Annotated in this window: 23 protein-coding genes and 1 tRNA gene; 23 read left to right on the forward strand and 1 reads right to left on the reverse strand. The window is 44.2% G+C overall.

From position 1 onward, the window contains the following. Nucleotides 1-145 (forward strand): transposase (locus BLR42_RS22335; protein ID WP_207648536.1); only part of this gene is annotated, 145 nt, incomplete at its 5' end. Nucleotides 146-706: 561 nt separating this feature from the next. Here BLR42_RS22335 and BLR42_RS10760 read toward each other — a convergent pair. Further along, nucleotides 707-1573, reverse strand: a complete 867-nt coding sequence (locus BLR42_RS10760) for an ROK family protein (RefSeq protein ID WP_091868961.1) — start codon at nt 1571-1573, stop codon at nt 707-709. Nucleotides 1574-1666: 93 nt separating this feature from the next. Here BLR42_RS10760 and BLR42_RS10765 point away from each other — a divergent pair, with 93 nt between their 5' ends. The 22 genes from BLR42_RS10765 to BLR42_RS10870 all read left to right on the forward strand — a co-directional run bounded on the left by BLR42_RS10765 (nt 1667) and on the right by BLR42_RS10870 (nt 23001). Beyond that, on the forward strand, nt 1667-3055 hold the full coding sequence (locus BLR42_RS10765) for a replication-associated recombination protein A (protein ID WP_091868963.1): 1389 nt from the start codon (nt 1667-1669) through the stop codon (nt 3053-3055). 28 nt (nt 3056-3083) lie between these two features. After that, nucleotides 3084-4895 carry a DUF5722 domain-containing protein gene (locus BLR42_RS10770; protein ID WP_091868966.1) on the forward strand — a complete coding sequence of 604 codons (1812 nt, stop codon included), beginning with the start codon at nt 3084-3086 and terminating at the stop codon, nt 4893-4895. A 144-nt stretch (nt 4896-5039) separates the two neighbouring features. Then, nucleotides 5040-5555, forward strand: a complete 516-nt coding sequence (locus BLR42_RS10775; RefSeq protein ID WP_091869076.1) for a DUF4364 family protein — start codon at nt 5040-5042, stop codon at nt 5553-5555. Between the two features lie 82 nt (nt 5556-5637). Further along, nucleotides 5638-5710, forward strand: a tRNA-Thr gene (locus BLR42_RS10780). Between the two features lie 318 nt (nt 5711-6028). Then, on the forward strand, nt 6029-7123 hold the full coding sequence (locus tag BLR42_RS10785) for a hypothetical protein (protein WP_091868968.1): 1095 nt from the start codon (nt 6029-6031) through the stop codon (nt 7121-7123). Nucleotides 7124-7204: 81 nt separating this feature from the next. Beyond that, nucleotides 7205-7540, forward strand: a complete 336-nt coding sequence (locus BLR42_RS10790; protein WP_022760916.1) for a hypothetical protein — start codon at nt 7205-7207, stop codon at nt 7538-7540. A gap of 4 nt (nt 7541-7544) precedes the next feature. After that, nucleotides 7545-7727 (forward strand): hypothetical protein, encoded by a 183-nt coding sequence (locus tag BLR42_RS10795; protein WP_091868971.1) that lies wholly within the window; start codon nt 7545-7547, stop codon nt 7725-7727. 97 nt (nt 7728-7824) lie between these two features. Continuing rightward, nucleotides 7825-8511, forward strand: a complete 687-nt coding sequence (locus BLR42_RS10800) for a zinc ribbon domain-containing protein (RefSeq protein WP_091868973.1) — start codon at nt 7825-7827, stop codon at nt 8509-8511. Between the two features lie 20 nt (nt 8512-8531). Beyond that, nucleotides 8532-9059 (forward strand): zinc ribbon domain-containing protein, encoded by a 528-nt coding sequence (locus BLR42_RS10805; protein WP_091869078.1) that lies wholly within the window; start codon nt 8532-8534, stop codon nt 9057-9059. A gap of 2 nt (nt 9060-9061) precedes the next feature. Further along, complete coding sequence (locus tag BLR42_RS10810) at nt 9062-10516, forward strand: zinc ribbon domain-containing protein (protein WP_170832733.1); 1455 nt, start codon at nt 9062-9064, stop codon at nt 10514-10516. A gap of 33 nt (nt 10517-10549) precedes the next feature. Beyond that, nucleotides 10550-11353 (forward strand): YARHG domain-containing protein, encoded by an 804-nt coding sequence (locus BLR42_RS10815; protein WP_091869081.1) that lies wholly within the window; start codon nt 10550-10552, stop codon nt 11351-11353. Between the two features lie 48 nt (nt 11354-11401). Continuing rightward, complete coding sequence (locus BLR42_RS10820; protein WP_091819833.1) at nt 11402-12265, forward strand: YitT family protein; 864 nt, start codon at nt 11402-11404, stop codon at nt 12263-12265. 12 nt (nt 12266-12277) lie between these two features. Further along, nucleotides 12278-12904, forward strand: coding sequence for a flavin reductase family protein (locus BLR42_RS10825; RefSeq protein WP_091868977.1), 627 nt, complete (start codon nt 12278-12280; stop codon nt 12902-12904). A 9-nt stretch (nt 12905-12913) separates the two neighbouring features. Further along, the gene (locus BLR42_RS10830) at nt 12914-14347 is read left to right on the forward strand and encodes an MBOAT family O-acyltransferase (RefSeq protein WP_091868979.1); all 1434 of its coding nucleotides are present in this window, start codon (nt 12914-12916) and stop codon (nt 14345-14347) included. 90 nt (nt 14348-14437) lie between these two features. Next, nucleotides 14438-15469: a hypothetical protein gene (locus BLR42_RS10835; RefSeq protein WP_091868981.1), complete on the forward strand. Its 1032-nt coding sequence runs from the start codon at nt 14438-14440 to the stop codon at nt 15467-15469. Between the two features lie 92 nt (nt 15470-15561). Continuing rightward, a complete protein-coding gene (locus BLR42_RS10840; RefSeq protein WP_091868983.1) occupies nt 15562-17439 on the forward strand; it encodes a hypothetical protein in 1878 nt (625 codons plus the stop codon). Next, on the forward strand, nt 17436-17897 hold the full coding sequence (locus BLR42_RS10845) for a hypothetical protein (RefSeq protein ID WP_091868985.1): 462 nt from the start codon (nt 17436-17438) through the stop codon (nt 17895-17897). The genes BLR42_RS10840 and BLR42_RS10845 overlap by 4 nt, the downstream gene beginning before the upstream one ends. A 66-nt stretch (nt 17898-17963) precedes the next feature. Continuing rightward, entirely contained in the window at nt 17964-18599 is a 636-nt protein-coding gene (nth, locus tag BLR42_RS10850) for an endonuclease III domain-containing protein (protein ID WP_026671380.1), read from the forward strand. 11 nt (nt 18600-18610) lie between these two features. Continuing rightward, on the forward strand, nt 18611-19438 hold the full coding sequence (locus BLR42_RS10855; protein ID WP_091868987.1) for a putative ABC transporter permease: 828 nt from the start codon (nt 18611-18613) through the stop codon (nt 19436-19438). A 14-nt stretch (nt 19439-19452) separates the two neighbouring features. After that, entirely contained in the window at nt 19453-20739 is a 1287-nt protein-coding gene (locus BLR42_RS10860) for a M18 family aminopeptidase (RefSeq protein WP_091868989.1), read from the forward strand. Then, complete coding sequence (locus BLR42_RS10865; RefSeq protein WP_091868991.1) at nt 20739-22031, forward strand: SseB family protein; 1293 nt, start codon at nt 20739-20741, stop codon at nt 22029-22031. Before BLR42_RS10860 ends, BLR42_RS10865 begins: the two co-directional genes overlap by 1 nt. 82 nt (nt 22032-22113) lie before the next feature. Next, nucleotides 22114-23001: a chemotaxis protein CheX gene (locus tag BLR42_RS10870; protein ID WP_091868993.1), complete on the forward strand. Its 888-nt coding sequence runs from the start codon at nt 22114-22116 to the stop codon at nt 22999-23001. Nucleotides 23002-23007: the final 6 nt, after the last annotated feature.

Below are 23007 nucleotides of genomic sequence, written 5' to 3' on the forward strand. Positions count from 1 at the left end.
CAGACTCAAGCTATTAAAGATTGCAACAAAAGTAATCCATTCTGGCAGATATATAAAATTCAATCTGTGCAGTAGCTGCCCTTACAAAGAAGAAGTATTCCAGATTTTCGATAACATCTGGCAGCTGAAGGTGCAGTTGGAATAGTAACTGTTAACGTACCTTGACAACCAAAAAGCCATTCTCAGGAAGCTATAGGGATAGTCTACCCTTTTTCAGCTTTCGAACGCGCCATTTTCAGCGTTCGCGCTTCGAAAAAATATCCAAAGCGATTTTTGAATGGTTCTAAGGTGTCATGAATAATTCAGGATTATAGTTTGTTTTTATATTTTATGCCCTGGATATAGAGTAATAGATGAAACTGAAGTGCATCAAGATATATATGGAAAAACAATAACACTTTGCGCAGCGCCTAATTTTTTATATAATCATAAAAAAGCTGAAAGGTATGCAGAGAAAATAGGAAAGCAATATTTAACTACTGAAAAAATAGATGCGGTGGAAGTAATAATTGTGAATTCTCAAAGTAATTTGCTAGAGGTAAATGATTCAGATGAGGTTTTTATATATTTAAATTGAACAATTTATGGGAGAAAATATTGGAATACTAATTACTTTATGGTCAATAGAGTAGAAAAAAGTTATGAAAAAGCCTATTGCAGAGATATTCTGGAATAGGCTTTTTCAAGATAAATAAAAAAATTAAACTTAGCACGCATCAATAGCGAGTTTGATCGCGCCCATGATGCCTTGGTCGTCGTTGAGGCTGGCAGGAACGATGTAATCATCAAGATGATTCATTTCATCAGTTAAGATGTAGCCGTTCATGAGCTCGGCGAACTTCTTTCGAACAAGCGGGAAGAGCTGCTCCTGATGCATTACTCCGCCGCCGAGGATTATCTTCTTGGGGCTAAGGATAAGTGCATAGCTCATAAGAGCGGTGGCGATATATTCACTTTCAATCTCCCATACTTCGCTCTTATCGGACAGTTCTACAGCAGGCTTGCCCCAGCGAGCCATGATTGAAGGACCTGCAGCGAGACCTTCAAAGCAGTTGTCATGGAAAGGGCAGACACTTTTGCCTGGATCACCCTTCACAATGGGAAGTCGGATGTGGCCAACCTCAGGATGAAGCATGCCATGAAGCAGTTTTCCGTTGGACATTACTCCACCGCCGACGCCGGTTCCGATGGTGAGATAGATGGCATCAGAGAGCCCCTTGGCGCAGCCCCAGGTAACTTCTCCGAGAAGAGAGCCGTTTACGTCAGTATCAAAACCGATCGGGATTCCAAGGGCCTCCTTAGCGGCGTTAACGATGTTGTAGCCGGACCACCCCTTCTTAGGTGTGGAAGTAATGCTTCCGTAAGTGGGAGAATCCGTCTTTAGATCAATTGGACCAAAGCACGCAATTCCGAGCGCTTTGATATCTTTTCCTTTAAAATACTCAAAAATCTGAGGCATTGTAGTCTCGGGTGTTTCTGTGGGGAATTTTACCTGTTCGAGAATCTCCCCGTTTTCATTGCCGACCGCGCAGACCATCTTGGTTCCGCCGGCTTCTAGTGCTCCAAATAACATAATAACCTCCCTCAATATTTAAAAATAAAAGCTTTATAAAATGCTATACGCACGTTGGAATAATTATAGCATTTATAGTAGAATACTAATACTATGGATTTATTTGAGTATGCACGTGAAAAAAACATGAAGAGCGAGTCTCCGCTTGCAGCCAGGATGCGCCCGAAGACCCTTGACGAGGTAGTCGGACAGCAGCACATCATCGGTAAGGACAAGCTTCTTTACCGCGCAATCAAGGCGGATAAGATAAGCTCGATAATTTTATACGGACCGCCCGGAACAGGCAAGACGACTCTTGCCAAGGTCATTGCCAACACCACCAAGGCAGATTTTGTTCAGCTTAACGCCACCGTGTCAGGAAAAAAGGACATGGAAGAGGTTGTGGCTAAGGCCAAAGAGAATTTAGGCGGTTTTGGAAGAAAAACCATCCTTTTCATAGACGAGATACACCGCTTCAACAAGGGACAGCAGGACTACCTTCTTCCGTTTGTTGAGGACGGTACGGTTATTCTGATCGGAGCCACGACGGAGAATCCTTACTTCGAGGTGAACGGGGCTCTTATTTCAAGATCCGTTATCTTCGAACTTCAGCCGCTTTCAGAGGACGATATCAAGACCCTTATGAAAAGAGCGGTGACAGACACTGTGAATGGAATGGGCTCTTTTGATGCAGTTTTGGAGCCTGAGGCAGAGGAATTTCTGGCTGACATAGCGGGCGGGGATGCGAGACACGCGCTCAATGCTATTGAGCTAGGAATACTGACTACAGAGCGAAGTGAAGACGGTAAGATACATATCACGAGAGAGGTTGCCGAGGAGTGCATCCAGAAGCGTGTTGCGAGATATGATAAGGACGGCGACAACCACTACGATACAATTTCAGCTTTTATAAAAAGTATGAGAGGATCTGATCCCGACGCAGCGGTTTACTATCTTGCAAGGATGCTCAATGCAGGAGAGGACCCCAAATTTATAGCAAGAAGAATGGTGATCTGTGCCTCCGAGGATGTCGGGAATGCCGATCCGCAGGCGCTTCAGGTTGCGGTAGCGGCTTTTCTTGCAACAGAGAGAATAGGTATGCCGGAGTGTCAGATTAACCTGTCACAGGCGGCCAGTTACATAGCGACAGCGCCTAAGAGCAATGCCGCAGTGGAGGCGATTTTCAGCGCAATGGACACAGTGAAGAATACGGGAAATCTCCCGATACCATCGCATCTTCAGGATGCACATTACAAATCCGCAGGTAAGCTCGGACATGGGATAGGCTACAAATATGCCCATGACTATCCGAACAATTATGTGGAGCAGCAATATCTTCCTTATGAATTAAACGGTAAGGAATTTTACAGTCCGTCCGGAAATGGCTACGAGGTGAAGATCAAGGAGCATATGAAGTTCCTGAAAGAGCACGCCTCCGATTCGGGAGCAGAAGCTACGAAGGCAAAGGATGCCGGGCAGACGGACGAGAATAAGCAGAACTAAATCAGAGATGTAAAACGAGAGGTAAGAGTTGAAGAAACCCTTTAAGAAACTAAAAGAGTTTATAGATAATAAAATACTGTATTCAAGAAAAGGAACGCTGGCTGTGCTGATAGGCTCAGTACTGGCGGTTCTTTTTGTGGTAGGGATACTGTTATATACGGAAGGCGCTTTTGATAAGAAGGAAGAGGTGGTAGTGACCACCGAGGAAAAACCGGTAACGGAAGTTAAGGAGACACCCAAGGAAAGGAGCTACCTTGACGAGGACATTCTGAAAGCCATAACAAATTCAGGTGATAAGGTTAAGCGAGCACTCGGCGAGAGACCGGCTACGGTGGACGTACCCGACGATCAGCTTGCAGAGTATGTTAAACTCGACAGCTGCATCATAGGAGAGAGCGGCGGAGTTGAGGTAACAGGCACAGCTGAGGGAATTCCTACTTCCGACGATAAGTACTATTATTTGTTCGATGCAGCAATGTATGAAGACGGCTTTAGCACAGATGCGGAGCCAATCTCGAAGATATATAAGGACAGCGAAGTTACACTTAAGGCAGCGTTGAACAAGGCTGCTGCGAACTCCAGATTGTATAGGAAGTTTTTCATTGCTGTGAAAAAGGACGACGAGTTTAAACCGGTTTCCCATGCAAGCTATATCACAAATCCGGAGGCGGTTGCATCGCATAATTACGGTGGATTGCAGCACAGCTCTAAGAAGGGACTTTTGGTTGATCCTTCTCATCTGGATGCCGTTGGCGACCTCGGAGTTAATTATGCAACTTACAATATTCCGCTGAACAGACTCCTTGCAACAAGTGCGGGAGGTTCCGTCGCTTACACCTACAACGGTGTGACCTACTATTTTAACGGAGCAATTCTCCACGAATACGATTATCTGTTCACAACCCTCAATTCGAAGGGTGTGGATGTTGCTGCGATCATACTTAATAACGTATCGCCCTCCACTTTTCCTGAGGTGACTCATCCCAATGCGAGAAGCGGATCCACGGCGCCTTATTATATGTTCAATGCCTCCGACGAGGCGGGCGTCAACGCGCTTGCAGCCATCGGATCATTCCTGGCTGAGAGATATTCAGGTTCCGGACATGGCAATGTTGCGATGTGGATTATCGGAAACGAAGTCAATGCGCGAAAAGAGTGGAATTACATGGCGTCCACCGACCTTGGAACATACGCTTCTGCCTACGCAAGGGCATTCAGAGTATTCTACAATGCGATTAAGAGCAACAATGCCGGCGCACATGTATACATCTCGCTCGACCAGCAGTGGGACAGAAACATGAAGGACAATCCCGACTACGACGGAAGAGACCTTCTTGACAGCTTTGCGGCTTCACTTAGAAGCTACGGCGACATCGGCTGGGGACTTGCTCAGCACCCTTACACTGTGCCGCTGACTGACGTGGCGTTCTGGAACGGACACAAGCTTGTGACCGACTCCGCGGACACATCTTTTATCACAATGAAAAACATAGGTGTCCTCACAAATTACATGAGCAGTGAAGCGATGTTGTATAATGGGAGTGTTCGCTCAATAATTCTTAGCGAAGTGGGTTATACTTCCACTAAGGGTGATGCACTCCAGGCAGCAGCTATCGCCTACGCCTACAGCAAGGTTGCGGCGAACGGTAACCTTCACGCGATCATGTTTTCCAGACAGACCGATGCTCCTGAGGAGATCGCACACGACGGCCTCGCCATGGGACTTTGCACCACGGGCGGCGGACACAAATTATCGTACGACGTATTTAAATACATGGATACCCCGCAGCGGGAGGAACACATCGCTTTCGCCAGAGACATTGTCGGGGTGAATTTCTAACAATAATTTGCCTTCTCCCAGAGGGAGAATATTGAAATTGTCTCTGAGAGAATATTGAAATTATCTCTGAGAGAAGATGACGGAATAAAATTAGCCTTCTCCCTCTGGGAGAAGGTGTCAGCGAAGCTGACGGATGAGGGCACCATGAGTTCACAATACCTAACCTTATACAAAATGATCGTGCTCTACATGCTGAGAAAATCCGACGGACGCCTCAGCAAGGCACAGATTTATGACTTTATACTGGAAAAAGAGTACACGAATTTTCTCACCCTACAGGAAGTATTCGGCGAGCTTGCGGAGTCTGAGCTCATCACCGAGAACATCGAGGGCAGCAGGACATTCCTGAAACTCACCGATGCAGGAAGTGAGACACTGGACTTTTTCGGCAACCGCATCAATCCCTCAATCAGGGAGCAGATTGATACATTTTTCCGGGAAAACGGGCTCAAGATGCGCGACGAGACTTCCATTGGTGCCTATTACAAGAAGACCGGAGAAAATGAGTACATGACATACCTCTCCGCAGCGGAGTTCGGAGAAATATTGGTAGAGCTTCATGTCCCCGCAATCACGGAGGATATGGCAGAGACAATCTGCGAGAACTGGAAGAAGAAAAACCAGAACATCTACAGGACTATCATGACTGAACTTATGTGAGAAATCTTGTTGAAAAATGCATGTTGACAAGCTACTAACTGCTTGTTAAAATAACCTTTGTGACTTGCGAAAGTCACGGATTGCTGGCATAGCACAGTCGGTAGTGCGTCGCATTGGTAGTGCGGAGGTCACGGGTCCGATTCCCGTTGCCAGCTCGAAAAAAAGAGTCCCTCAAAGCTAGAAAATGTCTGACTTTGAGGGATTTTTATTCTCACTAATTGTTTTCTCCGATTGATGGTAGAAAAGCGAAAAACCTACCGAAAACCTACCGACATTTCAAATAGTTTGGAAAAGGATGAAAAAGAATCGAAAAGGAGAAAAGTGAAAAAGCTAGTATACAACGAATAAAATTTTTTTGAAGGGGCTAAGTTATTAAATTTTTTGCCGATAACCTTAATGGAACATTATCACTATCTTAGTCGAACATGGAGGTTGGCTATGATTATGTCTCGCTTACACGGAGGTATTGGGATATGAACATTAAAGCAACTAATCTTTCCATAAAAATGGATTCTAATATTAAGCAGCATATCGTAGGAATTCCTGATTCTAAATCCAAGTCACGTTCTCATAAGAAAAATGATTTGCCAATCATGGATGTTGAAAAGTCTGCTACTGTGGATATTTCAAAAGATGGTAGAGAACTTGCTAAAAAACTTCGTGAAGATAAGCGTAAGGAAATAAAGATCAATATTGAAGAGACCTGGAAGCAAATCGGAGAGGCCGACAGACTGTCAAACAAAATCGAAAGCGGTGAAGAGCTGACAGATGTTGATAAAGAGTTTATCAATGATAATCTTCAGAAGATTACATCTGAACGATACGTGTATAATAAAACACATATTATCACGAAAGATGAATTTGAAGCTATTCTCAAAGGTTTGAAGGAAAACTTCGAGGCACGTCTTAATATGTATTCTGATATGCAAAAGAAGTTGGATGCACAGGGACTCGAGGATGAGCACAATAAAAATGCTCAGTTTATAGCAAAGGCTAAGCAGGATGAAAATGAAAAACAGCGAATTATTGACATACTAAAAGAGACCCTTGATGTCGATGATGAAGATGAAGAAGAGGAAAACAAAAAAACTGAATCTGATGAGAATAAGGATGATAACGCATTGGAATTCGATGAAACCGGTAAAACTGCAGACGAGCAACTGATTGACAGAGCTTTCGATTTAATTGATAAAAATAAGGAAACTGTCGATGAGATGTCCTCTCGATATGTAGCGGCTGCTGAGAGTAAGAATGAATTTGATAAGCTGATGGATGAAGAATTTCTTAGGATTTCTGATTTGCTGGCTAATGATGAACTTTCAGAAGAAGAGAAATTAAAAGAATTCAAAACATCAAATGATTATATGACAGAACTAAACGCGAATAAGATGAGACAGGAGGTGATTAACAGATTTGATTTTTCATCCTGGCTTATAGGAAAAATTGAATTTAATAACCATAATAGACTGAAGGATGTTCTTAATCTTGATGGTGTAGATTCTGGTATGGGTGGAATAGACATGGTAAGAGATTTTCTTATCAATGACAATTCATCACTTAGGAAATAATAGGTACATTTAAACCGTATCTAAAGCAACCATTGACCCTTTTATTAAGCCGAAAGTGGTCTTTTATATAAAATTGGGCGTGTGATTATTGTACATAATCATCCTAATAACCAGATTTTTTCATTTCAGGATGTAAGACTTTTTTATGGAAATGATTCGATTAGTGCCATTTTGGCCGTTGGGAACACTTCAGATATCTTCATCCTTGTAAATAATAATGTGGATGTGATGTCAAGGCGCAGGCTATACGCTCATATGGTTCGTATGAGGGCGGAAATTATTAAGAATAATTCAGGGATAAAAAGCTATCAGGTTGAGGATGCATTAAACCAGGAGGTTATGAGACTTCTTAGTAATCCAAAAGAATTATCTGATGAATATGGATTTAAACTGATTCATAAAAATAGAAAGAGGTGATTTTATGTCATCAGAAAAGGAAAGATGGGAAATACTAGATAAATTGGATATGGGATATAGTTTGGATGAAGATAATTCAGGACAAGTGATAGAAGATATTTGCGTACATCCAGATGATGTCCAAGGACAAGGAAAAGACAGAGGATGTTCTGCAAAACGGCTATCTCATTTGTTACAGGAAAATTGATCAGCTTAGTGATCCCACTAGCCGTGTATTAACTATATGAACTGGAAACTCTAAGTGATACAATAAAAATTATTACGTAAGAAAAGGGGACAAAATAATGGACGAAAAAATCGAGTTAAAACTCACAAAGGGGAACATTTTAAGATTTCTGAATGCATGTTTCATTCTGCTGTTTTTCATGCCAACCATGTTGGTATCCTGCAGCGGCGAGACCGTTAAAATCAGTGCAAGCAAGATCACCTTCGGATTTGAAGTTCTGGGGCAAAAGATCGATGGACATATAGCGGGAATCCTTATGCTGATTCTTCCTATTACATGTCTGGTGCTGCTGTGCCTTGCGCAGACAAGAGCTAATAAGAAGACAATCATAGTAATCAAGGTTTTGAATTTCATCAATTTTATTGCATGGGTAAGCTATTTCAATGGAGTAGATAAAGAGGCAAAGGAAAATTACTGTGAATCAGAGATGACAGGATGGATGATTCTTCTGATGCTGTTCATGGTGATACACTGTGTGATCACATTCATGTGTCTGTTCCAGTCAAACGCTTCACTTCAGCAGCAGATTGAGCTTGCAGCAACAGGCGGAAATCCTGCGCAGATGCAGTATAACGGCTTTGGATCAAAATCGAAATGTCCGACCTGTGGTGCGGATGTTAAGGGCGGTGACATGTTCTGTTTGAAGTGCGGAACCAAGCTTAAGAAGACATGCCCGAATTGCGGGGCTGAGATGGATGGCGATTCAAGATTCTGTTCAAAGTGCGGAACGGAAGTTACGGAATAATTTTGGGAGGATATTTAAAAATGGCATTTTTTGAAGAGTTAGGATCAAAGATTTCCAAGGGAAGTCAGGACGCGGTTCAGAAGACAAAGGATATGGCGAGCGTTGTTAACCTCACAAACGAGAACAACAGCCTCGATAAGAAAAATGTGACAATTAAGAATCAGATGGGCATCAGCCTTTACGATGCAATTTTTGAAAAGATGAGTCTCGAAGACATTGCTAATACAAAAAGCCCTGCAGAGCTTCCTGCAGAGCTGTGGTCAAACCTTTGCCAGATGGCAGCTGAGATAAAAAAGAATGAGCAGACAAAGCTCGATAACAACGAAAAAATCAGGGACCTTAAGGGCGAGAGACTTTGCCCTAAGTGCGGAAAGCTTCTTCCGAGGGAAGCTGCTTTCTGTACTGCCTGCGGCGAAAAGCTTCCTATGCCTGAGCCGGCGCAGGCGCCTGCATCTACAGGAAAGGTATGCCCCAACTGTGGCAAACAACTTAGCGATGATGCGGTTTTCTGCACTTCATGCGGAACACGTATAGAGGGAGAAAAGTAATTATGTTTTGCGCAAAGTGTGGAAATCAAATTGAGGACGGGGCTGCGTTTTGCTCCAAATGCGGTGCTAAAATTTCGGGCAGCGACTATGCGAACGCAGCTTCCGGGCAGCCCTGGAATCAGGCTCAGCCCGCGCAGCCTGATTTTATGGCCAATATAGAAAAAGAGTCAGCGAAGCAGAGAAACACCATAATAGGTATCGGAGTAGTAGCGGTACTGGCTGTTATCGCAGTGGTTTTCTTCTTTTCGGTAAGAAAACACACTATAAATCTGAATAAGTATGTAGAGATCACCTACTCAGGCTACAACACTTGTGGAACCGCTTCCTATACCATAGATAAGGATAAGTTCAACAAGGACTTCGGCAGCAAGATCAAGTTTACGAAGAGCGGCAAAAAGTCTCTTATGAAGGACCTTGAAGGAGTACTTTCCGATAGCGAACTTGATCAGGCAAAAAAGTATGCCGGAAATCTTGATAAGCTTCTCGAGCAGTTCGGATATACTCCGGCGCAGATGGTTTCCGAAAGCCTTTACGGATCTGTTGATAATAACAGAGGCCTCTCCAATGGAGACAAGGTCACCTTTACATGGAACATCTCCGATAGCGACAAAGAGCAGATGGAAAAATACCTGAATATCAAGCTTAAGTACAGCGATATTGATGGAAAGGTTAAGGGACTTGAGGATGCCACAACCTTTGATCCATTTGAAGGCATTACCGTGTCCTTCACAGGTATAGCACCCGATGGACGCGCTGAATATACTCTCAATTCTTCAGGTGGTGAGTATAGCGCACTCTCATACAATTTTGACAAGAGAGACGGGCTTAGTAACGGCGACGAGGTAACTCTTTCCGTCAGCTCATCCTATGGCAGTGATAGCATGGACTACTTTGTGGAGAACTATGGGAAAATTCCGAGCCCTACAGAGAAGACCTACACTGTAGAAGGTCTGAGTTCCTATATAACAGCGATGAGTGAGCTTGATCAGGATACACTTGCCAAGATGAATGCGCAGGCACAGGATGCACTCAAGGCCTACGCTGCCCAGAGCTGGAACAACGAGGTAGTTAAGCTTCTTAGTGCGGATTATATCGGAGCATATTTCCTTGCGGAAAAGCCCGGTACAGAGATGTATGACAAGAACTATGTCAACCTTGTGTATAAGGTTAATGCCAGTGTTTCAATACCCGAAGAGGGATATTATAATGAAATCAGCTTTTACTATTTCACCAGATTTAAGAATGTGATGAAGCTTGATGACGGAACACTCTCTTTTGATCTGAATAATTATGATACACCTTCCGACAGCTTCTCATTCGATACAGGCATAAACGACGGATGGTGGGGAACCTACAGCTACTCATTCCGAGGTTATGATAATACAGATACCATGTTCAATAAGCTTGTAACACAGTATGTTGAAAACTATTCATATGAGAGTACTGTAGCTGAATAATTTGATTTTATTTTATATGTAGAGGGAAAAAGTATGTTTTGTAAATATTGCGGAGCACAGATTGATGATTCGGCAGCATTTTGTCCCAAGTGTGGAAAAAAACTGGCAGAGGCGTCTAATGACTTTTATATGGGAGATGGTCTGCAGAAGAAAAAGTCAAACCTGCCCTTGTTTGCTGCAGTTGTGACGCTTTGCCTGGTTCTTGGAATAGGAGCAGGTGTGCTGGCGGTTCTTCATTTTACAAAGAGTAAGGATGCTGCGCAGGCTGAGGAGACAGCAGCAGAGGTAAACGGAGAGGAAGCAGATGACGGTCTCTTATCAGCGATTCCTTTGGGAGGAAATGATTCCGGAGAAGCCGGTGACGAGGCGGTTCAGACAGACGTCCAGGAACAGACAGCTCAGGCTGAAGGCGAGGCTGCAGGATCAGGAAATGTCGACGATTTCCTTAAAGGTTCCGGCTCGGGTGATGCAACAGCGCAGCCTGCAGATACCGGTTTGCAGGCAGATATAAACGCAGCAGCGGATCCCGGAATGGACGGCGCTGACCAGATGCCGAATAATGATTATATTCTTCCGGAAAGCAGCACAAGGCTTTACACAGAGAGCGAGCTTATGGGCTTTACAGCCGAGGAACTTCGAATTGCCAGAAACGAAATTTATGCAAGATACGGAAGACGCTTCCAGGATCCCGAGCTCCAGAGTTATTTTGATAGCAAAGCCTGGTATGTGGGACGTTTCGATCCCGATGAGTTCGATAAGTTCGGAAATGATATGCTCTCTGACATAGAGAAGAAAAATACTGATATAATAAAGAAGGTTGAAGATTTTAAATCTTAAGGATATTGCTTCATTGTAAGAACGAGTGGACTTTGATTTGAGGTGCGTATGACACGAGCTAACAGGTTATACAATGCGACGCTTTCAGAGAAGATAATAAGCTATATTCTGATCGCGATAGGTGCGACCATTGCGGCTTTTTCGATCGAGGATTTCCTTGCACCAAACAGGATCTTCGATGGCGGAATAGTCGGCGTATCCATGATCACAGCAAATTTCACGGGCTTTAAGCTGAGTATTCTGACCTGGGTGTTAAACGTTCCGTTTCTGATATTCGGCTGGAAGAAAAAGGGACACCATTTTGTAATAAGGTCCATCTATGCGATGACGGTATTTGCGATAGCTGTGGCATTCTTTGAGACTACGCCTGCTGTGACAGAGGACTATCTTCTTGCGGTGACGTTCGGTGGACTTATCCTCGGTGTTGGAGTCGGCATCATACTTCGGCATGGCGGCTGCCTGGACGGCACGGAGATTGTGGCTTCGATACTAAGTCCCAAGATTCATATGTCTATCGGAAAACAGGTTCTGTGCTTTAATATTGTTTTGTACCTGATCGTAGGTTTCATTTACGGATGGAACAGAGGGCTTTACTCGATTCTTACTTACGTGCTGGTATCAGTCGTTATGACGAGAGTTGAGGAAGGCTTTGACGCACAGAGAGCATGCCTTATTTTCACACATGATGATGTCGATGCGATAAAAAATCGTATCTATCAGGAGCTTGGAAGAACCTGTACCGAGTGGAATACCGAAGGATATATCGGCGGTGAGAACAAGGCCCTGTATGTTGTTGTCAGCCAGTATGAGCTTAGGCAGATCCGCGATATTCTCGCAGATTTTAACTGCTTTGCAACGATCAGTAATATAGATGAGATCATAGGTAAAAACGTCAAATTGACGCTTAGATAGAATGGAGTTTGTATGGCAAAAGTAGTATGGCAACCCGGGAATATGCTCTATCCCATTCCTGCAGTGATGGTGAGCTGTGGGAGAGAAGGCGAGGTCCCGAATATCATAACTGCCGCGTGGGTTGGGAATGTATGCAGTTCTCCGGCCATGCTTTCAATTTCTGTTAGAAAAGAGAGATACTCTTACGATATAATCAAGGAGACCGGTGAGTTTGTGGTTAATCTGACAAACAAGGAGCTCCTTAAAGCCACCGACTGGTGCGGTGTCAGATCGGGAAGAGACTACGATAAATTTAAGGAGATGAAACTTACTCCGCAAAAATCCAATAAGATAAGTGCGCCCGGTATTGCCGAGAGCCCTGTAAACATTGAGTGTAAGGTTAAACAGATTCTTGAGCTCGGAAGCCATGACATGTTTGTTGCAGAGGTTATGTGTGTCGACGTGGACGATAAGTACATGGACGACAAGGGACGCTTTGACCTTGGTAAAGCTGACCTGATAACCTATTCTCACGGCGAGTATTTTGATCTTGGGAAAAAGCTTGGAAAGTTTGGCTACAGCGTAGCTAAAAAGCCTTCCAATAAGAAAACTTCCGGCAAGAAGCCTTCCCAAAAGAAATCGAAGAAGAAAAAACAGTAGGGGGACTGAATGACATTCGAGTTTACAACACTTGTGTTTTTGGTAGGCACGCTGGTGCTCTTTTATCTGGCGCCTCCTAAATTAAGGCCGCCGGTGCTTGCACTGGTAAGTCTTTTTTATGTGGCACACCTCAGCAGATTTGCTGCGATGGTGTTGCTCGTAACTTCAGCATTTGTCTATATTTTAGGCGCTATAATCCACAAAAAAAGAGAAGAAAACAGAAGGCTTACAAAGGCGCTCACAGTAGTGGGAGTGCTTGTTTGCGTGCTTTCTCTGTCTGCTTTTAAGCTTGGCGATCTGCTTAGTTCAAGAGAAAAGCTCCCCGGAAGTCTTTCGTGGATGCTGCTGCCTCTTGGATTTTCTTATTATATTTTCCAATCTATCAGTTTCATAGTTGATGTAAATAAGGGAAAGGTGGAACATTTTCCGAATCCCATAGATTTTATAGTTTATCAGTCGCTTTACATGAAGTTTATCAGCGGTCCCATAGAGAGGGCGGAGGACTTCTTTGCGCAAAAAGAGAAGGCTGTGACCGGTAAGTTTTTAAATGAGGCGAACATTACCGGAGCTTTTTCATACATTCTTTACGGCTTTTGTTTAAAGCTGCTTCTTGCAAACAGATTTGCAAAATATACAGATATACTTATCGGAAATCCCGATTTTCATTCCAGAGGCGCTCTGATTGCGGGAAGCCTCATGTACACTTTGCAGATATATACAGATTTTGCAGGGTATTCCTCAATCGCAATCGGCTTTGCGAAACTCTTTGGAATAAAGCTGACACAGAATTTCAAGGCGCCTTACACGGCAAAGAGCATGTCGGATTTTTGGCGAAGATGGCATATCTCGCTCAGTAACTGGCTTAAGGATTACATCTATATTCCGCTTGGCGGAAATAGGAAGGGCGTTTTCAGAAAGCACTTAAATACAGTCATAGTATTTCTGGTATGCGGCCTCTGGCACGGGAACGGTCTGAACTTTGTGGCCTGGGGACTTGCGCACGGCTTCCTTTCAGTTGTCGATGATATACTTGCAAGGCTCCACGTGTGGGATGCAAAGTTTATGCAGATTGTAAGAAGAGTGCTGACCTTTTGCAGCGTATCACTTGCGTGGGTTCTGTTTGGCTCAGGGAGCCTTAGCAGTGCGCTTCGCTACATAAAGTACATGTTCCTCGGAACAGAGATAGATTATTCGTGGGCAAAGGAGATGGAACTCCTTGAGATGAGCAGTTACCAGCTTTGGATAATGCTCATTGCAATAGTTGTCCTGATTGTGATGGATGTATATTCAAGTGTTAAGGAAAAAGACCTTCCGGAGCTGATAACCGAGAAGGCACTTCCTGTAAGACTTTTAGTGTTCTATGTTCTTCTGGTGCTTCTTCTTGTATACGGAGTTTACGGCCCGAAGGAACAGGTAATCGGCTTTATGTACATGGATTTCTAAGCCAAAACACTTGGTGAAGTCTTTTTGAACATAGTGTTTTGGCTTGTTCTGGCGAACGAAGTGAGAGCAGAACTTCCTTAAGGAGTTTTTATGAAAAAAATATTAACCTATGCAGCATTCTGTATCCTTTTTATCATGACCATGATAGGACTGGACAGGCTGCTTTCCGAAAAATCTATACACGGAATAGATCAGGCGAGGAGCTTTTATGCTCAGCCAAAGGATTCCATAGATGTGCTGATGCTCGGTTCAAGCCATATCCACTGCGACGTTAACACAGCGCTTTTGTGGGAAAAATATGGGATGGCCGCTTACGATTACAGCGCAGCAGAGCAGACTATGTGGCAGACCTATTACTACTTTAAGGAAGCTCTGAAAACCCAGAAGCCCAAGGTAGCTGTGATGGATTTTTACTCAGTCAGCCGCTATAAGGATGACTACCAGTACGACTTTTTATATGAAAATCTGCAGGGACTAAAGCCATCGATAAATAAGCTGGCTCTCTTTGTGAGCAGCTGTGCGGTGGGGAGAATGGACGATTATTATCCGGACTTTTTCACTTATCATGGCAGGTACGAGGATCTGACCAAGGAGGACTATGACTGTCTTTTCGGAAAGGAAAACCTTGCAAGCTTTAAGGGCTACACTCCCTACTGCGCGGTAAAGCCTCAGGTTCGACCTGTTCTGGAAGAGATAGAGGCTCCAGGACTTACGGATAAACAGAAAAAATATCTGGAAAAAATAATAGGTCTTGCAAAGAAAAATAATATCACAATGCTTTTTATTGTTGCTCCGTATATCATCGATGAAAAGGATTTACAGACCTATGAGGATATCGCTGAGATCGCAGAGCAGAACGGAATTGAGTTTCTTGACATGAATTATTCCTATGACGAGATAGGACTTGATTTTGATAAGGATTTCAACGACTATTCGCATCTTAACTATGAGGGCAGTTGTAAGTTTACGGAATATTTTGCCGGAGAACTTCTTGGCAGGCATGGCGACAAGATAGAAGATCACAGAGGTGACAAGCGCTATGAGTCCTGGGATGAGAGCATTAAGGTGACCGAGGAAATGCGCCTGGAGGCTATTGAGAAAAATCGCGAGAAAAAAGAATGAAAGAAGCCCTTGAGGTTGCTTTTAGGGCTAAAAACCTTTAAAATTAAAGTGTTTTAGTATTTGTTTTTTTTCTTTATGCAGAGGGTTACGTTTTGAAGGGGATTTTTTTCAAAAAGATTTGTAACACGGTAGTTGCTGTCAGCGTTATGGCGGCTGCCATAAATGTGAACATGGCGGATTCTTTATCCGTATGCGCACAGGAGGTGTCATCAGGGGATTCATTTGAGATATCCGATAATTCTGATATGACGCAGATACCTGAGGCAGTGCAGATACCTGAAATAGTACAGGAACCTGAAACAGTTCAGGATACTGATCCTGCGACGCTGTCCGAGAAACCTGACGGAGCGTCCGAAGACAACGGTGAAGAGGCTGCGGAAATCTTTACAGTTCCCGAGCCCACACCGCTTTCCGAGACAGGTGAGAATGTGTCTTCTCTTACGGTGCAGGGTACACCTGATGCTACGTTTGTTTATGACGGAGCGGAGCATACTGTTACTGTGAGCCTTGCCGGATCGGCGAGTGATGAACAGGGCAATAGCTACACCATAGCAGGTTCGGGCACAGCTGCAACAGTTACGGTTACAGCCAAAAATGTGAAGGACAGTAGCTTTACAATCACTGACCTCACAGGGATCACCGTCACTAATAGCGCGGGCACGGTAATCACGCCGGCGTCGCTTACAGTTAATGCAGCTGTCATTACTAAGAAGGACGTCACGCTAAGGTCCATGAATCTTTTGAAAACCTATGACGGGAAGCCTTTGGAAAACGGTGAAACACCTCTTGCTGAGGAGACCGGATGGGTCAGTGGAGAAGGGGCTTACTATTCCTTTACGGGCAGCAGGACCGCAATAGGAACCGGTATAAATGAGTTCACCATAACACCTAAAGACGGCACTGATTTTGATAACTACAATATTTCCAGAGTGTTCGGAGATATTTCGGTTGTAGAGAGAACTGAAGATCAGAAGTACATAATTACCGTTGAGGCCGGCAGCAGCACGGTGAAGTACAACGGCAGTCTGCAGAGCGTATCAGGGTATGTCCTTGAGGGCAGAAGCAGTTCCGATTTTCAGGTAAACGGGACAGGAGATCCGTCCCAGGTTATTACTGTTACTATAGGTGATTCGACTTTTAATGTGACAGGAATTGCAGCATCCGCTGCAGGTAAGAACGCCGGAGAGTATTCAGTGGATATCACCGGCTCACCTGTTGTAAGGGATGCGGAAGGCAATGATGTAACAAGCCAGTTCCGATTCGAGTTTAAGCCCGGAAAGTTCACCATAGAGAAAAGGTATGTGGTACTTACTTCTGCAAGTGCAAAGAAAAAGTACAATAATAAGACATTAAAGAAGCACAAGGTTACTGTATCGGGTGACGGTTTTGCAGAGGGCGAAGGCGCAACCTATGAGTTTACCGGTAAGCAGAAGGAAATAGGCGAGAGTTACAACTACTTTACTTATAAGCTTAATGACGGCACGCTTGCCGATAATTATGACATAGAAAAGGTTCCCGGAGTTCTGAAGGTTAAAAAGCCCGATGATGTGGCTATAAACGAGGAACCTAAGTATTACGATGACGATGATAACGACAGTACTTCTTCCGAAGATACAAGTAGTTCGGGGGAGGCGCAGAATACTGCAAGTAATGCACAAAGCGCTCCTGCAAGTGGACAGAGTGCATCAGGCGAGCAGGCCGGGGCAAATATAAATCCTGCTGAAGCTGCTCCCGCGGATACCGCTAATGCGGGTGTGAACGACCCGAATGTTCTAGGAGCTAAGAGAGGCTCGGTAACTGTCGATATCGCCAATCCCACAAATACCGGGAATAAGAAGAACGTTCTTGGAGCAAGAAGAGGCGCCACGGACGACAGCACCGGTATGGAAAGGCATATAATAGTATTTGCAGCTGCGGTTGTACTGATGGCAGCTCTAAAAATAAAAAGGGACAAGAGACTTAAAAAATGACTGATTCAGAATCACGTATTTATGGAAAAAATTTAATCTGTGTATGTGTCAATGAGGCATCCGAGAGAGATATAAACGGAGTTCTATGGACACCCTACGAGGAGGAACCGCTCACTTTTAACAGCGGCTATGAGATGGTCATGCTGATGGACAGGCTCTATGATAACTGGGATTTTCCTCAGCGCACGACCTCCTACAGAACCTTCGGACAGAAGGATAAGACGAGGGATTATCACAATCCCAATTCTATAAGAAAGAGAGAGCCGATAAGAAGCCTTAAGACCTACAGAGGTGAGAAGGCAACATTCCTTGTACAGGTGAAATTCAGGCAGAACAGTTCCTGGCAGGGGCAGGTACTTTGGTCTGAGAAGAAAAAGACTGTACATTTCAGAAGTACGCTCGAGCTGCTTAAACTTATGAACAGCGCACTTGAGCAGGGCAATTTATCAGAAGAGTAATGAAAAAAGTCCGGGAGGCTGTTGCTTTTCGGACTTTCTTGTGCATACCCTTTTAGCAGGTTTGATATGAATAAAAAACAGTTGGCACTTGAGGTCATAGAGAGACTGAAAAAAGAATATCCCGATGCGGACTGCACCCTTGATTACAGCGAAGCCTGGCAGCTTCTTGTGAGCGTAAGGCTTGCTGCGCAGTGTACAGATGCCAGAGTCGATCAGACTACACCTCTTTTATATGCAAAATTCCCGACAGTGGAGGCTCTTGCAGCTGCGGATCCTGATGAGATAGAAGAGATAGTTCGTCCCTGCGGACTCGGCAAGTCCAAGGCGAGGGATATCAGTGCGTGTATGAAGGTTCTTCACGAGAAGTATAACGACAACGTGCCGGACAATATGGAGGAGCTTCTTGCACTTCCCGGAGTAGGCAGAAAGAGTGCTAACCTTGTGCTCGGAGATGTTTTCGGAAAACCGGCGATTGTCACGGATACTCATTGCATAAGGCTTTCCAACATGATAGGCCTGGTGAATGACATAAAGGATCCTGCCAAGGTTGAGAAAGAACTGTGGAAAATCGTACCTCCCGAAGAGGGCAACAGCCTTTGCCACAGATTTGTTTGGCACGGAAGGGCAGTCTGCATTGCCAGAAGACCGCAGTGTACATCCTGTTGTCTTAAGGATATCTGTAAATACGGAAAAAAGATTTAGGAGCATGATTTATGCTGATAAGTAAGCTATTTATTGAGTTTATGATATACAGCTTCGTTGGATGGATATATGAGTGTATCTACTGCACAGTCAAGGAAGGACACTGGAGAAACAGAGGGTTTCTCTTTGGGCCCTTGTGTCCGATTTATGGTACAGGTGCTGTAGCGTGTGAAGTGGTATTCGGGTATCTTCCCTTTTTCAGAGGAATACCCTACAACATGATCCCTCTCTGGAAAATATTCGTGATCTGCGCACTTGGAAGTGTCGTGCTTGAATACAGCACATCATATTTTCTCGAGAAGAGATTCCACGCAGTCTGGTGGGAATACAATGATATTCCGCTCAACATCAACGGACGTGTATGCGTTCCGGCGACCCTGGGCTTTGGAGTAGCCGGAATACTTGTTACAAGATTTGTTCTTCCGTTTTCGGAAAACATAAAGGCTATGATTCATCCATTTGTTGCAGAGATTGTGGCGCTTTTACTTATGGCTTATCTTGCGGCGGACCTTGTGCTTACGGTTTCGAGTTTGATACATCTTTTGGATATCGTAGAAGGCGCTATGGCTCAGTTTGATGATAAGATGGAGGGTGTCTATATGACTGCGGCATCAACTCCCGCCAAGGCCAAGGAAGCAATATCTATGGTTCCACAAAGAGCGATGGAAGCTATTTCCACAGCGGCAGAATCGTTGGACTTCAGACAGAAGTATCTGCTTAACAATATTAAGAATTTCAGGTTCAAGAGACCGGTACTTCGCGGCGGAAAGAGCCTCAATACAGAAAGAATGTCAGAGTTCTATAAAGGACTTCAGGATAGAATAAGAACAGGAAAATAAGAAGGTAGTAAGTTATGAAAAAAACAGTAAAAGGATTGACGGATTTTATTAAGAAAAGTCCCACCGCTTTTCATGCGGTAGCAGAGCTCAAGGAGAGACTTCTCTCAGACGGTTTTACTGAGCTGTCCGAGAATGAAAAGTGGAAGCTTAAAAAAGGCGGAAAATATTTTGTGACAAGAAGCGAATCTTCCATTATTTCATTCAAACTTCCAAAGAGCGATTACAAGGGCTTTTACATGATCGCAAGTCACAGCGATTCACCCTCCTTCAAAATCAAGGAGAATCCCGAGATCGATGCAGTCGGAGCTTATGTAACTCTCAATGTTGAAAAGTATGGCGGAATGCTCTGTGCACCCTGGTTTGACAGACCGCTCTCCGTTGCTGGAAGAGTTATGGTAAGAAAATCTGCAGGTTCCATAGGCGTGGAATCAAAGCTTGTGAATGTTGATAGGGATCTTGTGATGCTTCCTTCTCTTGCAATCCACATGGACAGAGAAGCAAACGATGGTCACAAATTCAATGCACAAAAGGACATGCTTCCGATTTTCGGAGATGAAAAGAGCAAGGACAAGTTCATGTCTGTTATTGCAAAGGCAGCAGGCGTTAAGGAGAATGATATCGTATCGCATGACCTTTTCCTCTATAACAGAGTAGAACCCAGTGTCTGGGGAGCTTCCGAAGAATATGTGTCAGCCGGAAGACTTGATGACCTTGAGTGCTGTTATGGTTCTTTTGAAGGATTTATGAGCGCTGAGAACAAAAAGAATGTTATAATGCATGTTGTATTTGATAACGAGGAGGTTGGAAGTACCACAAGACAAGGTGCAGCTTCCACATTCCTTAAGGATACTCTTGAAAGGATAAATGACAGCTTTTCAAAGACAAGAGAGGATTATCTTGTTTCTATAGCAAACAGCTTCATGGTATCTGCGGACAACGCGCATGCGGTTCATCCCAATTATGCGGAGAAAGCGGATCCGGTCAACAGACCTCAGATGAACAAGGGCATCGTAATTAAGTACAATGCAAATCAGAAGTATACAACGGATGCGGTATCGGGAGCTATCTGTAAGATGGTTTGCGAAAAGGCAAAGGTTCCTTATCAGACCTTTACCAACAGATCCGATGTGGCAGGAGGTTCAACTCTCGGCAATATTTCGGGTACACAGGTTGCGGTTAGAACAGTGGATATAGGTATGGCGCAGCTAGCTATGCATTCTCCCTATGAGACGGCAGGCGTACTTGATGTGGATTACCTCATTGGATTTTCAAGGACATTTTTTGAGAACGGAGATTTTTAATGGGCATTTTTAATTTTTTAGGTGGTAAGAAAAATAAAGAAGAGGAAGAGGCACTCTTAGAGCAGCAGGAAGCTGAGAGAAAAGAGCAGGCGATTTCCGAGCTTAAGGAAAAGCATAAGGAGCTCGGATGGCCGACTCCCGGAAAGCTCAATCCCGTAAAGACAGAGGGAATGGAAGAGGTTTCCTTCGAGGATCCTCTTACCGATGAGCGAAAGGATGAGATCGGAGAGCTTGTATATGAAGAGGATTTAAATCCCGAGACCATAAAGTTTTTCTCTCTTCAGGAGCTTTTGTTCCTTCTGACTGTGCAGGAGAAATTCAATAAGGTCGCTCCCCTTCCGGGCTACGAAGCTAATCACAGGAAGGTTTACAACGAGATACTCGGAAGAGTTCGCGATGCGAGAACTCTGTATGTTCTTTTTGATAAGACTACAGGCTATCCCTTCATCGATCACGGATACATAAATATCTATTCAAGTGAAGAGTACGCTGAGGAAGCTGTAAAAGTATTTGCAAAGCAGTTCAGACAGCTAGCCGTTCGTCCCTGCAAGGCAGACAATGAAGCCGAGTCAGCCAGTGAGAGAAGAACCTTCTTCGATTATCTGTACTATCTCGGAATCGAGAATTTCATCGTGGATAACGGATATTACAGAGCACACTTTAAGAGAAACGAGATCGTTGCAGCACCCGATGACTGGGGCGGAAACGGTGACAAATCACCCAAGAACCCTGCGCTTGTATTTGCAATCCTCGATTTCCTCGGAGAGGCGAGATGGCCCGTTAAGTATGAAAAGAGAGAAGAAGTGCTTAAGGTCAAGGAGATGCGCATGGCAACTGCTGCACAGGCTGCCAAGTATATCGTTCCCATGCAGCATGAGGGACCTGTCGAGGTGCTTGATGACGGAAGATTCAAGTTTACCGCAGACACCAAGATTCGTTTCCCTGAGATCAAGAGTACTGATGAAAAGCACTTCCTTCCGGTTTTCACTGACGGAATCGAGTTTTCAAAGATGTTCAGAAACACCGAATACAGAGGAGCTGTATTTGGGTTTGCAGATATTCTCAAGTTTGTGGGAGATAAGGCCGGAGTTATTATCAATCCCGCCGGCGAGAAGATAATGATCCCGAGAGAGAGAATGCTTGCGCTTCACCTTGTGGGCCAGGCTGCAGAAGCTAAGAAGGGCGGCAGTAAGCCCGCAAAGAAAAAGCTTTCCGAGACAGAGGCAGCTATCCAGTCTGCTATGAGCGGAAAGGGAATAGCTTCGAAAAACACTGACGAAGAGCAAGACTAATATGTACCTTGAAGGTACGAATTGTGGTATCATGTATATAACTTAATTTTGCTTGATTCTTTACAGAACATGGAGGGGTGTTATGTTTGATCGAATCATGGGAAAATATCTGCTTGAGAAGGGCAGACTTACCAAAGAGCAGTTGTCTGCAGTTTACCAGATTCATGAGTCAAAGCGAGCAAAGCTCGGGGTTATAGCAGTAAGTGAGAAACTTATGACTGTTGCTCAGGCTGAGGAGATTAACGCTCTTCAGGCGACAATGGATAAACGTTTTGGTGATCTTGCGGTGGAGAGAGGTTATCTGACCGAGATGCAGCTTGGATATCTTCTTTCTCTTCAGGGTAACGAGTTTCTTACCTTCACGTCGGCGATTGTGGAGAAAGGGCATATGACGCTTGAGGATGTTGATGCTATTTTGAAAGAGTATCAGCAGGAAAAGCAGATGTCGGATGAACAGATGACAGCGCTTAAGAATTGTGATGTCGATTTCATTGTACCGATTTTTACAGGTACGGATGATACCGAATATAATGATATTTTCAGATATGGAATAAAGAATATCTACAGACTTGTGGATGCTCATCTTGCAATAGATAATGCATATACTGCCGGGAATGTTAAGGGTGAGTGTATTGCTTACCAGGTATTCTCCGGCGATATCAGTGCTACGGTGGCGCTTGTCGGGAAAAATGAGGAACTTCAGAAAATGGCGAAGGGCTATACCAAGGAGGAATTCATTGAGACCGAGGAAGATGCGCTTGATGCAATGTGTGAGCTGATCAATTGTATAAATGGTTTGTATGCTACCGACAGAAGTAAAAAGGGCAAGAAGATTGATCTCGATCCGCCTTACTTTATAACAAAGTTTGGTGAGATTGCGGGAGACCAGGTCAGAGTTATGCCGGTTTACTGCTGCGGTGCACAGGGACTTCTTGTTGTTGCGTTAGGCGGTAATGTTACTGTTAAGTAATGTTTT

This window comes from Butyrivibrio sp. INlla16, assembly GCF_900104155.1.
Lineage (GTDB): Bacteria > Bacillota > Clostridia > Lachnospirales > Lachnospiraceae > Butyrivibrio.

Bases quoted from the DNA above. Each gene is read 5' to 3' on its own strand.
- BLR42_RS10760 (WP_091868961.1), bottom strand. From the start codon at position 1,573: ATGTTATTTGGAGCACTAGAAGCCGGCGGAACCAAGATGGTCTGCGCG.
- BLR42_RS10765 (WP_091868963.1), top strand. From the start codon at position 1,667: ATGGATTTATTTGAGTATGCACGTGAAAAAAACATGAAGAGCGAGTCT.
- BLR42_RS10775 (WP_091869076.1), top strand. From the start codon at position 5,040: ATGAGTTCACAATACCTAACCTTATACAAAATGATCGTGCTCTACATG.
- BLR42_RS10785 (WP_091868968.1), top strand. From the start codon at position 6,029: ATGAACATTAAAGCAACTAATCTTTCCATAAAAATGGATTCTAATATT.
- BLR42_RS10795 (WP_091868971.1), top strand. From the start codon at position 7,545: ATGTCATCAGAAAAGGAAAGATGGGAAATACTAGATAAATTGGATATG.
- BLR42_RS10800 (WP_091868973.1), top strand. From the start codon at position 7,825: ATGGACGAAAAAATCGAGTTAAAACTCACAAAGGGGAACATTTTAAGA.
- BLR42_RS10805 (WP_091869078.1), top strand. From the start codon at position 8,532: ATGGCATTTTTTGAAGAGTTAGGATCAAAGATTTCCAAGGGAAGTCAG.
- BLR42_RS10810 (WP_170832733.1), top strand. From the start codon at position 9,062: ATGTTTTGCGCAAAGTGTGGAAATCAAATTGAGGACGGGGCTGCGTTT.
- BLR42_RS10815 (WP_091869081.1), top strand. From the start codon at position 10,550: ATGTTTTGTAAATATTGCGGAGCACAGATTGATGATTCGGCAGCATTT.
- BLR42_RS10820 (WP_091819833.1), top strand. From the start codon at position 11,402: ATGACACGAGCTAACAGGTTATACAATGCGACGCTTTCAGAGAAGATA.
- BLR42_RS10825 (WP_091868977.1), top strand. From the start codon at position 12,278: ATGGCAAAAGTAGTATGGCAACCCGGGAATATGCTCTATCCCATTCCT.
- BLR42_RS10830 (WP_091868979.1), top strand. From the start codon at position 12,914: ATGACATTCGAGTTTACAACACTTGTGTTTTTGGTAGGCACGCTGGTG.
- BLR42_RS10835 (WP_091868981.1), top strand. From the start codon at position 14,438: ATGAAAAAAATATTAACCTATGCAGCATTCTGTATCCTTTTTATCATG.
- BLR42_RS10845 (WP_091868985.1), top strand. From the start codon at position 17,436: ATGACTGATTCAGAATCACGTATTTATGGAAAAAATTTAATCTGTGTA.
- nth (WP_026671380.1), top strand. From the start codon at position 17,964: ATGAATAAAAAACAGTTGGCACTTGAGGTCATAGAGAGACTGAAAAAA.
- BLR42_RS10855 (WP_091868987.1), top strand. From the start codon at position 18,611: ATGCTGATAAGTAAGCTATTTATTGAGTTTATGATATACAGCTTCGTT.
- BLR42_RS10860 (WP_091868989.1), top strand. From the start codon at position 19,453: ATGAAAAAAACAGTAAAAGGATTGACGGATTTTATTAAGAAAAGTCCC.
- BLR42_RS10865 (WP_091868991.1), top strand. From the start codon at position 20,739: ATGGGCATTTTTAATTTTTTAGGTGGTAAGAAAAATAAAGAAGAGGAA.
- BLR42_RS10870 (WP_091868993.1), top strand. From the start codon at position 22,114: ATGTTTGATCGAATCATGGGAAAATATCTGCTTGAGAAGGGCAGACTT.